General features: G+C 61.0%; 11 protein-coding genes and 1 pseudogene. 5 read left to right on the top strand and 7 right to left on the bottom strand.

All coding sequences use genetic code 11. The annotated features are described in order from the left end of the window. Positions 1-38: 38 nt before the first annotated feature. The 5 genes from sucA to sdhC all read right to left on the bottom strand — a co-directional run bounded on the left by sucA (position 39) and on the right by sdhC (position 6,200). A complete protein-coding gene (gene sucA, locus ACPDZI_RS09380) occupies positions 39-2,849 on the bottom strand; it encodes a 2-oxoglutarate dehydrogenase E1 component (protein ID WP_043162312.1) in 2,811 nt (936 codons plus the stop codon). 122 nt (positions 2,850-2,971) lie between these two features. Continuing rightward, positions 2,972-3,688, bottom strand: coding sequence for a succinate dehydrogenase iron-sulfur subunit (locus tag ACPDZI_RS09375; RefSeq protein ID WP_011705798.1), 717 nt, complete (start codon positions 3,686-3,688; stop codon positions 2,972-2,974). A gap of 16 nt (positions 3,689-3,704) precedes the next feature. After that, positions 3,705-5,471 (bottom strand): succinate dehydrogenase flavoprotein subunit, encoded by a 1,767-nt coding sequence (gene sdhA, locus ACPDZI_RS09370; RefSeq protein ID WP_011705797.1) that lies wholly within the window; start codon positions 5,469-5,471, stop codon positions 3,705-3,707. A 1-nt stretch (position 5,472) separates the two neighbouring features. After that, the gene (gene sdhD, locus ACPDZI_RS09365) at positions 5,473-5,817 is read right to left on the bottom strand and encodes a succinate dehydrogenase, hydrophobic membrane anchor protein (RefSeq protein WP_011705796.1); all 345 of its coding nucleotides are present in this window, start codon (positions 5,815-5,817) and stop codon (positions 5,473-5,475) included. After that, complete coding sequence (gene sdhC, locus ACPDZI_RS09360; protein ID WP_011705795.1) at positions 5,811-6,200, bottom strand: succinate dehydrogenase cytochrome b556 subunit; 390 nt, start codon at positions 6,198-6,200, stop codon at positions 5,811-5,813. The genes sdhD and sdhC overlap by 7 nt, the downstream gene beginning before the upstream one ends. A 424-nt stretch (positions 6,201-6,624) precedes the next feature. Here sdhC and ACPDZI_RS09355 point away from each other — a divergent pair, with 424 nt between their 5' ends. The 3 genes and pseudogenes from ACPDZI_RS09355 to ACPDZI_RS09345 all read left to right on the top strand — a co-directional run. Further along, positions 6,625-7,911 carry a citrate synthase gene (locus ACPDZI_RS09355; RefSeq protein ID WP_005300205.1) on the top strand — a complete coding sequence of 429 codons (1,287 nt, stop codon included), beginning with the start codon at positions 6,625-6,627 and terminating at the stop codon, positions 7,909-7,911. Positions 7,912-8,005: 94 nt separating this feature from the next. Then, complete coding sequence (locus ACPDZI_RS09350; protein WP_263676720.1) at positions 8,006-8,332, top strand: DUF4377 domain-containing protein; 327 nt, start codon at positions 8,006-8,008, stop codon at positions 8,330-8,332. 112 nt (positions 8,333-8,444) lie between these two features. Beyond that, positions 8,445-8,933, top strand: a pseudogene (locus ACPDZI_RS09345) (GNAT family N-acetyltransferase); the annotation flags it as partial. A 64-nt stretch (positions 8,934-8,997) separates the two neighbouring features. On the opposite strand, the gene fabB reads toward ACPDZI_RS09345, so the two are convergent. Continuing rightward, the gene (fabB, locus tag ACPDZI_RS09340) at positions 8,998-10,209 is read right to left on the bottom strand and encodes a beta-ketoacyl-ACP synthase I (RefSeq protein WP_016350500.1); all 1,212 of its coding nucleotides are present in this window, start codon (positions 10,207-10,209) and stop codon (positions 8,998-9,000) included. Positions 10,210-10,299: 90 nt separating this feature from the next. Between fabB and mnmC the strand changes: the two genes are divergently transcribed. Next, on the top strand, positions 10,300-12,318 hold the full coding sequence (mnmC, locus tag ACPDZI_RS09335; protein WP_438834402.1) for a bifunctional tRNA (5-methylaminomethyl-2-thiouridine)(34)-methyltransferase MnmD/FAD-dependent 5-carboxymethylaminomethyl-2-thiouridine(34) oxidoreductase MnmC: 2,019 nt from the start codon (positions 10,300-10,302) through the stop codon (positions 12,316-12,318). 82 nt (positions 12,319-12,400) lie between these two features. On the opposite strand, the gene ACPDZI_RS09330 is transcribed toward mnmC, so the two are convergent. Beyond that, positions 12,401-13,000 carry a DUF922 domain-containing Zn-dependent protease gene (locus ACPDZI_RS09330; protein ID WP_175610096.1) on the bottom strand — a complete coding sequence of 200 codons (600 nt, stop codon included), beginning with the start codon at positions 12,998-13,000 and terminating at the stop codon, positions 12,401-12,403. Positions 13,001-13,335: 335 nt separating this feature from the next. Between ACPDZI_RS09330 and dcuC the strand changes: the two genes are divergently transcribed. After that, positions 13,336-14,688: an anaerobic C4-dicarboxylate transporter DcuC gene (gene dcuC / locus ACPDZI_RS09325; RefSeq protein ID WP_194759807.1), complete on the top strand. Its 1,353-nt coding sequence runs from the start codon at positions 13,336-13,338 to the stop codon at positions 14,686-14,688. Positions 14,689-14,726 lie beyond the last annotated feature (38 nt).

Genomic DNA, 14,726 nt, shown 5'->3' with positions numbered 1-14,726 from the left:
GGTCGGCGCAACCGCGTGCCCTCTCCTTCGCAACGGGTTTATTCCAGGGTCAGCGCGTCTTCCACCAGGGCTTTTTGCTGCTTGGCGTGGACTGACATGTAACCGACGGCCGGTGAAGCCGACGCCGGACGACCGGCATAACGCAGACGGGCATGGCTTGGCAGCACGCTGTCGTAGTGATGACGGGTGCAGTACCAGGCGCCCTGGTTCTGCGGCTCTTCCTGACACCAGACGAAGTCGGTGACATGGCTGTAGTCGGCCAGGATGGCGCGCACTTCCTCTTCCGGGAAGGGGTAGAGCTGCTCAATTCGCACCAGCGCCACATCTTGCTGCTCGGCCTTGCGACGGGCATCGAGCAGGTCGTAGTAGACCTTGCCGGAGCAGAACACCACGCGCTTGACGCCCTTCGGATCCAGCGCATCGATCTCGCCGATGGCGTTCTGGAAGGTGCCTTCGGCCAGCTCTTCGAGCTTGCTCACCGCCAGCGGGTGGCGCAGCAGGGATTTGGGCGTCATCACGATGAGCGGACGGCGCATCGGGCGCACCACCTGGCGACGCAGCATGTGGAACACCTGCGCCGGGGTGGACGGTACGCACACCTGCATGTTGTGCTGGGCACACATTTGCAGATAGCGCTCCAGACGGGCGGAGGAGTGCTCCGGGCCCTGCCCTTCGTAGCCGTGCGGCAGCAGCATGGTCAGGCCGCACATCCGGCCCCACTTCTGCTCGCCGGAAGAGAGGAACTGATCCACCACCACCTGGGCACAGTTGGCGAAGTCACCGAACTGGGCTTCCCAGATGGTGAGGCCGGCTGGCTCGGCGCTGGCGTAACCATATTCAAACGCCAGTACCGCGTTCTCGGTCAGCACCGAGTCGTACACCTCGAACGGGCCCTGTTCGTCGTGCAGGTTGCACAGCGGGGTGTAGGTGCTGGCATCGGTCTGGCTGTGCAGCACGGCGTGGCGGTGGAAGAAGGTGCCACGGCCTGAGTCTTCACCGGTGAAGCGGATGCGCGAGCCTTTGTCCACCAGGGTGGCGTAGGCCAGGGTCTCGGCAAAGCCCCAGTCCAGCAGCTTCTCGCCGGCGGCCATCAGGCGACGGTCTTCGTAGATCTTCTCGACCTGGCGCTGCAGCACGTGGGTGGCCGGGTACTGGCTGATCCGCTCGCCGAGGGACTTCAGATGATCCATCGGCACAGTGCTGTCATAGGCCATGGCCCAGTCGTGGCCGAGATAAGGGGTCCAGTCGACGGAGTGCAGTTCCATCGGACGCCACTCCTTGCTCACCCGCTCACCGCGATCCAGGGTCTCGCGATATTCGTTGACCAGGGTAGTGGCCAGCTCCTGACTGATGCTGCCTTCCGCCACCAGTTGGTCGGCGTAGATCTTGCGCGGGGTCGGGTGCTGTTTGATCTTCTGGTACATCAAGGGCTGGGTCGCACTCGGCTCGTCGGCCTCGTTGTGACCGTGGCGACGGTAGCAGACCAGTTCGATCACCACGTCGCGCTTGAAGGTGTTGCGGTAATCCAGCGCAATCTGGGTCACCAGCACCACAGCTTCCGGGTCATCACCGTTGACGTGCAGCACGGGGGCCTGCACCGCCTTGGCGATGTCGGTGCAATATTCGGTAGAGCGCAGGTCACGGATGTAAGAGGTGGTGAAACCCACCTGGTTGTTGATGACGATGCGCACCGTCCCGCCCACGCCATAAGCACGGGTCTGGGACATGTTGAAGGTCTCGGCCACCACGCCCTGACCGGCCATGGCCGAGTCGCCGTGGATGGTGATGGGCAGTACGGTCGAGCCGTCCTTGTCACCACGGCGGTCCATGCGGGCACGGACCGAGCCGATGACCACAGGGTTGACGATCTCGAGGTGAGACGGGTTGAAGGCGAGCGCCAGGTGGACGTTGCCGCCCGGGGTGGCGAAGTCGGACGAGAAGCCCATGTGGTACTTCACGTCACCCGTGCCCCAGGATTCGCCGTGCTTGCCGGCAAACTCGTCGAACAGGTCCTGGGCACGCTTGCCCAGCACGTTGATCAGCACGTTGAGACGGCCGCGGTGGGCCATGCCGATGACGGCCTCTTTGCAGCCCTGCTCACCGGCGCGACGGATAAGCTCCTTGAGCATGGGTACCATGGCATCGCCCCCTTCCAGGGAGAAACGCTTGGCTCCCGGGAATTTGGCGCCCAGGTATTTTTCCAGCCCTTCGGCGGCGGTCAGGCTCTCGAGGAAGCGGGTCTTCTCTTCCAGGGTGTAGCTGCCCGTCCCTTCGATGGATTCGAGACGCTGTTGCAGCCAGCGCTTCTCCTCGGTGGAGGTGAGGTGCATGTAGTCGGCGCCGATGCTGCCACAGTAGGTTTTCTTCAGCGAGGCATACAGATCGGAGAGCACCATGGTCTCGCGACCGATGGCGTAGGAGCCCACGTTGAAGGTGGCCTCCATGTCTGCGCCCTGCAGGTTGTGAAACGCGGGATCCAGTTCGGCAACGGTTTCACGCGCCCAGAGGCCGAGCGGATCCAGATTGGCGTTTTGATGGCCACGGAAGCGGAAGGCGTTGATCAGCTGCAGTACGCGCACCTGCTTGGCATCCACTTGCGGATCGGAGACGGGGGCACTGTAGCGGGAGGGATCCTTGGCCAGGCGACGGAAATAATCGCGGACTCGGGAGTGAGGTTGTTCTATCGCATGGCCATTGACCTGGGGCAGCGAGCTAAACAGGCTGCGCCACTCTTCGGCTACGGACTCAGGGTCTTCCAGGAAGGATTCGTACAAATCCTCAATATAGCTTGCATTCGCACCAGCCAGGTGAGATGACTCCAACCAGGCCTTCATCACGCCGTTATGCATTTCTATCCCTTGTACATCTTGTTCACTGCAGCGCAGCTTGTAGGGGTTAAATAGCCATCCAGCCATGGTGACGGATGGCTATCCAGAGGTCGGGCCTGGCGCGTGACGCCCTGGCCCTGATACTAAACAGCCCGATTGAGCAGCATCGACTTGATCTGACCGATGGCCTTGGTCGGGTTCAAGCCCTTGGGACAGACGTTCACGCAGTTCATGATGCCGTGGCAACGGAACACGCTGAAGGCGTCATCCAGATTACCCAGTCGATCGGTCGCAGCGGTATCACGGCTGTCCGCCAGCCAGCGATAGGCGGCGAGCAGACCGGCCGGGCCGATGAACTTGTCCGGGTTCCACCAAAAGGAGGGGCAAGAGGTGGAGCAGCAGGCACAGAGAATACACTCGTACAGGCCATCCAGCTTGGCGCGCTCTTCGGGGGATTGCAGGTGCTCACGCACGGGCGGCAATTTTTCGTCGTTGATGAGGAAGGGTTTGACCTTCTCCCACTGGGTGTAGAACTGGGTCATGTCGATCACCAGATCACGGATCACCGGCAGGCCTGGCAAGGGGCGGATAACGACGTTATTGCCCTTCTTCAGCAGATCGGAGAGCGGGGTGATGCAGGCAAGACCGTTCTTGCCATTCATGTTGAGACCGTCAGATCCACAGACCCCTTCGCGGCAAGAGCGGCGGAAGGCGAGCGTGGGATCCAGCTCCTTGAGCTGGATCAGTGCGTCGAGCACCATCATGTCGGAACCTTCAGGAATATCAAGACGATATTCCTTCATATGGGGGACGTTATCAACATCCGGATTGTATCTGTAGACAGAGAATGTGACGTTCATAGGGCTAGCTCCGCAATCAGTAAGTCCGGACCTTGGGCGGGAACGCCTCACGGGTCTTGGGTGACATGTTGACAGCGCGACGGGTCATGGACTCGGTGTCCGGATGATAGAGGCTGTGGCACAGCCAGCTCTCATCGTCACGCTCCGGGAAATCGAAGCGACTGTGGGCGCCCCGGCTCTCGGTACGGAAGTTGGCAGCCACCGCGGTGGCATAGGCCGTCTCCATCAGGTTGTCCAGCTCCAGGCACTCGATGCGCTGGGTGTTAAACTCCTTGGAGGTGTCGTCCAGACGGGCGTTCTTGAGGCGCTCGCGGATGAGTTTCAGCTCGGCCAGCCCTTCGGCCATGGCATCGCCTTCCCGGAATACGGAGAAGTTGTTCTGCATGCAGCGCTGCAGGTCCTTGCGGATCTGCACCGGATCTTCACCGTCACGGCAATTTTCCCAGCGATTGAAGCGGGACAGCGCGGCGTCGATATCGGCGTCGGAGGCGGCGCGGCCGTGCTCCATCTCGCTCAGGGTGTTGACCAGATGCATGCCGGCGGCGCGGCCAAATACCACCAGATCCAGCAGCGAGTTGCCGCCCAGGCGGTTGGCACCGTGCACCGAGACGCAGGCGATTTCGCCCACCGCAAACAGACCGACTACCGGCACATCGTTGCCGTCCTTGTCCTGGGTCAGGCACTGGCCGTTCACGTTGGTCGGCACGCCGCCCATCATGTAGTGGCAGGTCGGGATGATGGGGATGGGCTCTTTCACCGGATCCACGTGGGCGAAGGTGCGAGAGAGCTCGCAGATGCCCGGCAGACGGGATTCCAGTACCTCTTTGCCGAGGTGATCCAGCTTGAGCTTGATGTGCGGGCCCCAGGGACCGTCGCAGCCACGACCTTCGCGGATCTCGATCATGATGGAACGAGCCACCACGTCGCGACCGGCCAGATCCTTGGCGTTCGGCGCATAACGCTCCATGAAGCGCTCGCCGTCTTTATTGAGCAGGTAACCGCCTTCACCGCGGCAACCTTCGGTCACCAGCACCCCTGCCCCGGCGATGCCGGTCGGGTGGAACTGCCAGAACTCCATGTCCTGCACGCCGACCCCGGCGCGCAGCGCCATGCCGACGCCATCACCGGTGTTGATGTGGGCGTTGGTGGTGGACTGGTAGATGCGACCGGCACCGCCGGTAGCGAGCACCGTGGCCTTGGCCTTGAAGTAGACGACTTCACCGCTCTCCATGTCGATGGCGGTACAGCCAACGATGTGGCCGTCCTGGTTCTTCACCAGATCCAGCGCATACCACTCGGAGAAGACGGTGGTCTTGTTCTTGACGTTCTGCTGATAGAGGGTGTGCAGCAGGGCGTGACCGGTACGGTCGGCTGCCGCCGCGGTACGGGCCGCCTGCTCACCACCGAAATTCTTGGACTGGCCGCCAAACGGGCGCTGATAGACGGTGCCGTTATCGAAGCGGGAGAAGGGCAAACCCATATTCTCCAGTTCATAGACAGCTTCGGGGCCGGTCTTGCACATATATTCAATGGCTTCCTGATCACCGATGTAATCGGAGCCCTTGACGGTGTCATACATGTGCCACTGCCAGTTGTCATCGTGGGCATTGCCCAGCGCAACCGTGATCCCGCCCTGGGCAGAAACCGTGTGAGAACGGGTCGGGAATACCTTGGATAACAGAGCGCAGCTCTTGCCGGACTGGGCAATCTGCAGCGCGGCGCGCATGCCGGCGCCACCGGCACCGATCACGACCGCATCAAATTCACGAGTTGGAATAGTCACCTTACACCCCCCACAGTACAACGAAGCCGGTCATCAGGTAGACGAACAGCACCACTACCAGGGCAAATTGCAGCGCACCGCGCAACCCCACCGGCTTGATATAGTCGGTCAGCACCTGCCACAGACCGATCCAGGCGTGGATCAGTACGCACAGCAGCGCCAACAGGGTGAACACCTTGGTGAAGGTTTTGGCGAAGAAGCCGGTCCACACCTCGTAGCTGATGTCGTTGAACGCGACAAAGCCCACCAGGTAGAGGACATAACAGGTCATGATGAGGGCGGTGGCGCGGATCAGGATGTAATCGTGAACGCCGCTGCGCCCGAAGGTTGCAGAATTGGTTACCATACCAGTACCCCCGCCAATACCGCCAAAACCGCGGTGATCACGAAGGCCACACGGGCACTCTGATTACCGGATTCCAGCTCTTCCCAATAGCCCATGTCCATGACCAGGTGACGCAGTCCGCCCACAATGTGGTAAGCCAGCGCAGTCAGGATCCCCCACAGCACGAATTTGACCAGGAAGTTGTCCATGATGGACACCACGGTCTCAAATCCTTCGGGAGAGGCGAGTGAAGTACCAAGCATCCACAGCAAGATTGAGAGCGCCACAAAGGTGATGACCCCTGAGACACGATGCAAGATGGAAGCGATGGCGGTGACAGGAAAGCTGATCGTCTGTAGGTCGAGGTTTACAGGTCTCTGTTTATTTTTCACGGCTTTGCCCACTCAGCTCCATTGAGCACGTTAGTTATTGTTTTTACACGCTTATGAGGGCATGGAGTGGCATTTGTTAGGTTTTTGTTACCAAAACAACTCAGGAAAGCCAAAAATAACATTTTCAATATCACATCTAGCTTTGCGAAAGCGTTTCAAACACCGACAGCCATCACCCACGAGGCGCAGTATATCGGCGGGCTTAACCAATGACAATCAATTAGCTACAAAGAAAACCCAAAACCGTAAACCAGATCTCACAACTCATTTAACAAATCATTAATGATCATCCAGCAAAATTGACAACAGCCCTGAACTCTGTTTCAAATAAGGCGCTCCAGCCGCCCTGGTACGGGTCAGAACCTTTGCCAGCGTCATCAAACTCGTAATAAAGTAGAGCTGGAATCAAATTATAAAAGAGCAAAGGAGACGTGCTATGGCTGATAAGATAGCCACCCTACATCTGCCCGGTAAAGACCCGGTAGAACTCCCGATCCTGTCAGGAACTGTCGGACCCGACGTGATCGATGTCAGAAAACTGGGCGCGCAAGGGTACTTCACCTTCGACCCCGGTTTTATGGCAACCGGTTCTTGCAAATCATCCATTACGTACATAGATGGCGATCAGGGTGTCTTGCTGCACCGTGGTTACCCCATCGCTCAGTTGGCCACCCAGGCCAGCTATCTGGAAGTCTGCTACATCCTGCTGTACGGCGAGGCGCCCACCAAGGCGCAGTACACGGAATTCGAACGTCTGGTCACCCGCCACACCATGGTGCACGAGCAGATTGCCTTCTTCTTCCGCGGCTTCCGTCGCGATGCCCACCCCATGGCCGTCATGTGCGGCGTGGTCAGTGCGCTCTCCGCCTTCTATCACGATGCCCTCGACATCAACAACGAAGAGCACCGCGAGATCTGCGCCTTCCGTCTGCTCTCCAAGATGCCGACCCTGGCCGCCATGTGCTACAAGTACTCCATCGGTCAGCCGTTCATGCAGCCGCGTAACGCCCTCTCCTATGCCGGCAACTTCCTGCATATGATGTTTGGCGTGCCGACCGAAGAGTACAAGGTCAACCCCATCGTCGAACGTGCCATGGACCGCATCTTCACTCTGCATGCGGACCACGAGCAGAACGCTTCCACCTCCACCGTGCGTCTGGCCGGCTCCTCCGGCGCCAACCCGTTTGCCTGTATCGCCGCGGGGATCGCCTCCCTGTGGGGACCGGCCCACGGCGGTGCCAACGAAGCCTGCCTCAAGATGCTCGAGGAGATCGGCTCGGTTGACCGCATTCCTGAGTACATCGCCAAGGCCAAGGACAAGAACGATCCGTTCCGTCTGATGGGCTTCGGCCACCGGGTCTACAAGAACCACGACCCCCGTGCTACCGTGATGCGCGAAACCTGTCATGAGGTACTGACCGAGCTGCAGATCAAGGATCCGCTGCTGGACGTGGCCATGGAGCTGGAACGCATCGCGCTCTCCGACCCCTACTTCATCGAGAAGAAGCTCTACCCGAACGTGGACTTCTACTCCGGCATCATCATGAAGGCCATCGGCATCCCCATGTCCATGTTCACCGTGATCTTCGCCATCTCCCGTACCATCGGCTGGATTGCCCACTGGAACGAAATGCACTCGGATCCGGATCAGAAGATCGGCCGTCCGCGTCAGCTCTATACCGGTCAGCCGCAGCGCGAGTTCACCCCGCTCGACCAGCGTTGAGTCACAGGCTTCAGTTTTTTTGTTACAAAGGCGGTCATTGACCGCCTTTTTATTTGCCGCTCTAATGCCCCCCTTTCCATCGAAGGAGTTCATCATGAGACCACTGTTCCTCAGCGCCGGTGCCGCCCTGCTGCTCAGCGCCTGTCAAAGTGCCCCCACGCCAACCGCAGGCGAGACCCTCTATGTCAACAGCCAGCTGGTACCTTGCGTCGGCGTCGGCCCCATGCAGTGCATGCAGGTGCGCAGTGACGAGCAGCAGCCCTGGACCCTGTTCTATCAGCAGATTGAAGGCTTTCAGTTTGAACCTGGCTACCGCTATCAGCTGACCGTCAGCAAGGAGCAACTCACCGATGTGCCGGCAGATGCCCCTTCCCTGCGCTATCAGCTCATCAAGGTCGTCAGCAAACAGGCGGCGCGCTGATCAAAAAAGGCATCATTTGGAGATGCCTGTTCAGTTCATGACCCGGTTCTGGTACGCTGGTTGACGAATCCATTGTTTAATCAGCGTTTTCGGGCAGCCATGCCCTACCACTATGATCAAGATCCGCACGACCCGGGCCAACGACTGGCCCGCCATCATGGCCATTCAGGACGAGTGTTATCACCAGCTGGATCCTGAACCCATCGAAGTCATGAGCAACAAGGCCGAACTGGCCCCCGCCTGCTGCTGGGTGGCCGAACATCAGGGCCAGGTGCTGGGCTATCTGCTCTGCCACCCCTGGCGTGCCCACCAGCCCCCACCCCTATCCGTCCCCATTCAGCGCCTGGCCGGCAACGACGAGTTCTATCTGCACGATCTCGCCGTCTCACGGCAGGCTCGCGGCAAGGGCATAGGGCAGCGGCTGCTCGCCACCGCCCTTGCGTTTGCCGCAGACGAAGGGTTTGAGCACGCCGGTCTGGTGGCGGTGCAGGATGCGCCGGCCTTCTGGCGCAAGCAGGGCTTCCAGCCGGCCACTACCCGCAAGTCCCTCACCGAATATGGCGAGGGCGCGACCTACATGCGACTGCCACTGCCGCAACGGGGCTGACGATCACCCAATGAAAAAGGCGCCTTGCGGCGCCTTTTTTCGACTCATGGTGGGCTCATCAAGCCTTGAACTTGCTGAACACCAGGGAGGCGTTGGTCCCGCCGAAGCCGAAGCTGTTGGACATGACGGTATTGAGATCCGCCTCTTCGTACGCGCGCACGATGGGCAGGCCTTCGGCCTTTTCGTCCAGGGTCTCGATGTTGATGCTGGGGGCGATGAAGCCGTGTTCCATCATCAGCAGGGAGTAGACGGCCTCGTGCACGCCGGCAGCACCCAGGGCATGACCGGTCATGGCCTTGGTGGCGGAAAGTTTGGGCGCATTGCTGCCAAACAGCGTCTGGATCGCTTCCAGTTCCTTGGTGTCACCGACCGGAGTGGAGGTACCGTGGGTGTTGATGTAATCCACCTTGCCGACACCCTGCATCGCCATCTTCATGCAACGCACCGCGCCTTCACCGCTCGGCGCGACCATATCGTAGCCGTCGGAGGTGGCACCGTAACCGGTGATCTCGGCATAAATGTGGGCACCACGGGCCAGGGCGTGTTCCAGCTCCTCGACCACCAGGATGCCGCCGCCACCGGAGATGACGAAACCGTCGCGATCCGCATCATAGGTACGGGAGGCTTTTTCCGGGGTGTCGTTGTACTTGGTGGACAGAGCGCCCATGGCATCGAACTGGATGGTGGAAGACCAGTCCAGCTCCTCGCCGCCGCCGGCGAAGACGATGTCCTGCTTGCCAAGCTGGATCAGTTCCAGAGCGTGACCGATGCAGTGGGCAGAGGTGGCGCAGGCGGAGCTGATGGTGTAGTTGACACCCTTGATCTTGAACGGGGTGGCCAGGCAGGCGGAGGTGGTGGAGGACATGGTGCGCGGCACCATGTAGGGGCCCACCCGCTTGACGCCCTTCTCACGAGCGATATCCGCAGACTCGGAGGTGTTCTTGCCGGAGGCGCCACCGGAGCCGGTCACGATACCGGAACGCTCGTTGGACACCATCTCTTCCGGCAAACCGGCGTCTTCGATGGCCTGTTGCATGGAGAGATAGGCATAAGCCGCTGCATCGCCCATGAAACGCATGACTTTACGGTCGATCAGTTCAGACGGGTCGAGTTTGATGTTACCCCAGACACGGCTGCGCAGGTTGTACTGTTCGAACTGCTCGGAATAGGTGATGCCAGATTTGCCTGCTTTCAGGGAGGCCAGCACTTCTTCCTTGTTGTTGCCGATACTGGAGATGACGCCGATACCGGTGATCACTGCTCTTCTCATTAATTCATCTCGTCTGGAAAAACTGGCGCCAAGTCTACCCGCTTTCGGCTGCCAAACTGGTCTGCTTTCACGTAGAATGCCCGCGATTTTGTGACGCGAGCAGAGGAAAACGTGAGTCAAACATCCTTACATCATGCCCGATTGGACTGGAATGAAGCGGGAACTCCAGTCTCCAGTGAGTTCGGGGATGTGTACTTTTCCAATGATAACGGTCTAAGTGAAACCCGCTACGTCTTTTTGCAGCAAAATCGGCTGCCAGCGCGATTTTCGCATCACGATAGTGACATTTTCGTGATAGGTGAGACAGGTTTCGGCACAGGTCTTAACTTTCTGGCGACAATGGCCGCCTTTCTGGAACAGGCGCCCCAATCCGGCAACGGTGCCCGCCTCCACTTCATCAGCTTCGAAAAATACCCGCTGACCCGGGAGGATCTGAGCAAGGCGCTGGCCGCCTGGCCCGAGCTCGCCACCTTCAGCCAGCCCCTCATCGCGCAGTGGCCGCTGCCCGTCGCAGGCTGTCATCGGCTGCTCTTTGCCGGCGGCCGGATCCGGCTCGACCTCTGGTTTGGCGACATCAAGGAGATGCTGCCCCAGGTACCCCACCCGGCAGACGGGTTGGTGGACGCCTGGTATCTGGATGGCTTCTCCCCTGCCAAGAACCCGGAGATGTGGACGCAAGAATTGTTCGACGGCCTGGCCCGCCTCGCGCGTCCCCACGCCACCATCGCCACCTTTACCTGTGCCGGCTTCGTGCGCCGCGGCCTGATTGCCGCCGGTTTTACCATGCAGAAGGTGAAAGGACACGGCAGCAAGCGGGAGATGCTGGCCGGGGAGCGTGCAGAGAAACAGCCACAGCAGACCATCGCCCCCTGGTATGCCAGACCTGCTGGCCGGGAGGGCGAGGTGCTGATCATCGGTGGCGGCATCGCCTCGGCCATGACCGCGCTCTCGCTGGTGGAGCGGGGCCGCAAGGTGACGCTCTTGTGCCAGGATGGCGAGCCGGCGACCGGCGCCTCCGGCAATCGGCAGGGAGCCCTCTACCCGCTGCTCAACGGCGAGCACGATGCCCTGTCGCGCTTCTATTCGTTGGCCTTCGGCTTTGCCAGAAACCGATTGTTATCCCTGGCCGAGCGCCACCCTGTCGCCTTCTCGCTGTGCGGCGTCACCCAGCTCGGCTATGACGACAAGTCCGCCGCCAAGCTGGCCAAGATGGCGCAAGGCCCCTTCCCGCCCGAACTGATGCAGGTACTTTCCGAGCCGGAGGTTGAGCAAGTGGTCGGCCTGCCCTGCGGTCACGGTGGCGTCAGCTATCCGCAGGGGGGCTGGCTCTGCCCGGCGGATCTCACCCGCGCCGTCATCCAGGAGGCGCAGGCCAGCGGGCTGCTTGAGTTGGCGTTCAATACCGAGGTGGTCGCCATTGCCGAACAGGCCGATGGCTGGCAGGTCGAGTCTCGTGACGGGCGCCGCTGGCAAGCCCCCAATCTGGTGGTGGCTGCCGGCCATCAGTTGCCTGCGCTCATCCCCTTTGCCGAGCTGCCGCTCTATCCGGTGCGCGGCCAGGTGAGCCATGTGCCGACCTCGGCGAGCTTGAGCAAGCTCAACACCGTGCTCTGCTACGATGGCTACCTCACTCCGGCTCACCACGATCACCACTGCATCGGCGCCAGCTATGGCCGCAACCAGACAGACCTCGCGTTTCGCACCGACGAGCAGGCCCAGAACCAGGCGCGACTGCAAGCCTGCCTGCCGCAGCAAGCCTGGCCCGCCGAGGTGGATGTGAGTGGCAATCAGGCCCGGGTCGGCGTGCGCAGTGCCAGCCGGGATCACCTGCCGGTGGCGGGGCCGGTCGCCAGCTTGGCCAACCTGGCGGATCACTACGCCGGACTGCAAGGCGATCAGCAGAACGCAGCGCAGTTGCCGCTGCATCCCGGCCTCTATGTGCTGGGGGCGCTCGGCTCGCGGGGACTCTGCTCGGCGCCCCTTTGCGGCGAGCTGCTGGCCAGCGAGATCTGCGGCGATCCGCTGCCGCTGGCCGCCGATCTGCTGGAGGCGCTCCACCCGGCCCGCTACTGGGTGCGCAAGCTGCTCAAGGGCAAGCCGCTCCAGTGAGCGCCCAGATGCTCGGCAAGGTGCAACAACAAAAAGGGCTCCCCTGCGGGAGCCCTTTTTGTTCGCTCAAATCCTGTCGGGCTCAGATGCCCTTTGGCCAGTTAAGCCCCAGTTTGCGACCGTGATCGGTCTGCTGCTGCAACTGGCTGAAACGCTGGCGCGAGCTGGCCAACACCCCCTGCCCCCGCTGCCAGGCCTGATATTCCAGGGCGGCGCAGTCGCGCTCCACCGGCAGCTGCGCCAGCTGGATGCCAAGCTGGCTAACGCTCTCCAGCAGTATGTCTTTGTGACGGCTCTCGTAATCGAACATGGCCGCCACCAGCTTGTCCCACTTCTGACGTTCGGCGGCGGAGGCCCTGGCCTTGTCCATCCAGTTCGGCACCATCACCTTGATCCGGGTCGTAACCTTGACCTGTTCCAGCTCGCAGCGCTGCGCCTCGGGACGGGTCTGCAACTGCCAGGATAGTTGGTAACTGGCCATGCCGATGTGGCCGTTGGCCCGGGCTGTGCCCGCGCCGATCATCTGGCGCGCCAGGCTCGCCACGTCCGGCCCGGAAACCCGATAAAACTGAAAGTCGACCTTGATGTCAGGCACCGCCTTGATACCGGTGTAATGGGAACTCTCGGCCCCGGCCGTGGCGGCGAACAACATCAATGCCACCATGAAAACTTTGCTGACCATTCCCATCTCTGCTGCCTTGACCTCGTTGCTGGCGGGGTTGTTATTTTAATTAATAATCAACGCATTAATACTCGAAGCAGGAGATTAACCGCGATCCCCGCGACTGTCACCTGCTCCCGTCACAAAGCCTAAGTGTCAGGTTGACAAGTCGCAACCCCGCACCGCCATTGATTTGCAAGCAAGATCACAAGTGATGCGCAACATCATGGTGAGATACCCCTTATTGGATAATAATCGCCGAGTTTTATGTCGATACATTTCGGGATTGGCCAGATTAACCTCCAAGTTGACGCCAGGAATGCATCCACCTTCATTCGTACTCAGGAACTCACTCTATGATGGAACTCCTTATCGGCACCCTGGTCACCGTGGCTGTGGGTCGCTACATCTTCAAGGGCTACTCGGCCACCGGGGTGTTGCTCAGCGGCGGCTTGCTGCTGCTGGCGATCACTGCCCTGATGGGCAAGGCGGTGCTGCCCACCAGCGTCACCTCCACCGGCCACGTGGCCACCGACATCTTCGAATACGTGCGCTTCTTGCTGGTGGATCGGGGCGGTGGCCTCGGCATGCTGATCATGGTGCTGTGCGGCTTCGCCGGCTACATGAGCCACATCGGCGCCAACACCATCCTGGTGAAGCTGGCCAGCAAGCCGCTTGGCATCATCAAGTCCCCCTACATCCTGCTGGTTGCCGCCTATCTGGTGGCCTGCGCCATGTCGCTGGCGGTGAGCTCCGCCACCGGCCTCGGCGTGCTCTTGATGGCCACCCTGTTCCCGCTGATGGTCAACATGGGGATCTCCCGTGGCGCCGCGGCTGCGGTGTGCGCCTCGCCGGCCGCCATCATCCTGGCCCCCACTTCCGGGGACGTGGTGATGGCCGCCCAGGCCGCCAACATGGAGCTGCTCGATTTTGCCTTCAAGCTGACCCTGCCCATCTCGCTGGTGGCCATCGCCGCCATGGCGGTGACCCACTTCTTCTGGCAGCGCTATCTGGATCAGAAGGCCGGCGAGCACAACGAGGCGGTCGCCCCGAGCGATCTCATCACCGATGCCCCCGGCTTCTACGCCATCCTGCCGTTCACCCCCATCATCGGGGTGCTGCTGTTTGACGGCAAACTCGGGCCCAAGCTCGACATCGTTACCATCATCGTCATTTGCCTGGTGCTGGCCGCCCTGCTGGAGCTGGCCCGCAAACGCAATGGCAAAGAGCTGCTGGACGGGCTGCAGGTGTGCTGGCGCAGCATGGCCGACGCCTTCGCCGGCGTGGTGATGCTGCTGGTGGGAGCCGGGGTGTTTGCCCAGGGGCTGATGGGGCTCGGCTTCATCGCCAACCTCCTGGATCTGGCCCAGAGCTTTGGTACCGGCGGCATCGTCATCATGCTGGTGCTGGTGGTCATCACCACCCTGGCCGCCTTTACCACGGGGTCCGGCAACGCCCCCTTCTACGCCTTCGTGGAGCTTATTCCCCATCTGGCCACCAGCCTCGGCGTCAACCCCGCCTATCTGGTGATCCCCATGCTGCAGGCCTCCAACCTGGGCCGCACCATCTCGCCGGTCTCCGGGGTGGTGGTCGCCTGTGCGGGGATGGGCAACCTCTCTCCGTTCGAAGTGGTCAAGCGCACCTCGGTGCCGGTCGCGGTCGGCCTGCTGGTGGTGATCCTAGCTACCCAGATCATGGTACCCGCCTGAAGGGACGGGGCTCCCTGAGCGGATGCCCTGCTTCTACC

Source organism: Aeromonas oralensis (genome assembly GCF_049665575.1).
In the GTDB taxonomy this organism is placed as follows: Bacteria; Pseudomonadota; Gammaproteobacteria; order Enterobacterales; family Aeromonadaceae; genus Aeromonas; species Aeromonas hydrophila.
The sequence above is the reverse complement of the archived record's forward strand: the minus strand, read 5'-3'. Positions and strand labels throughout refer to the sequence as shown.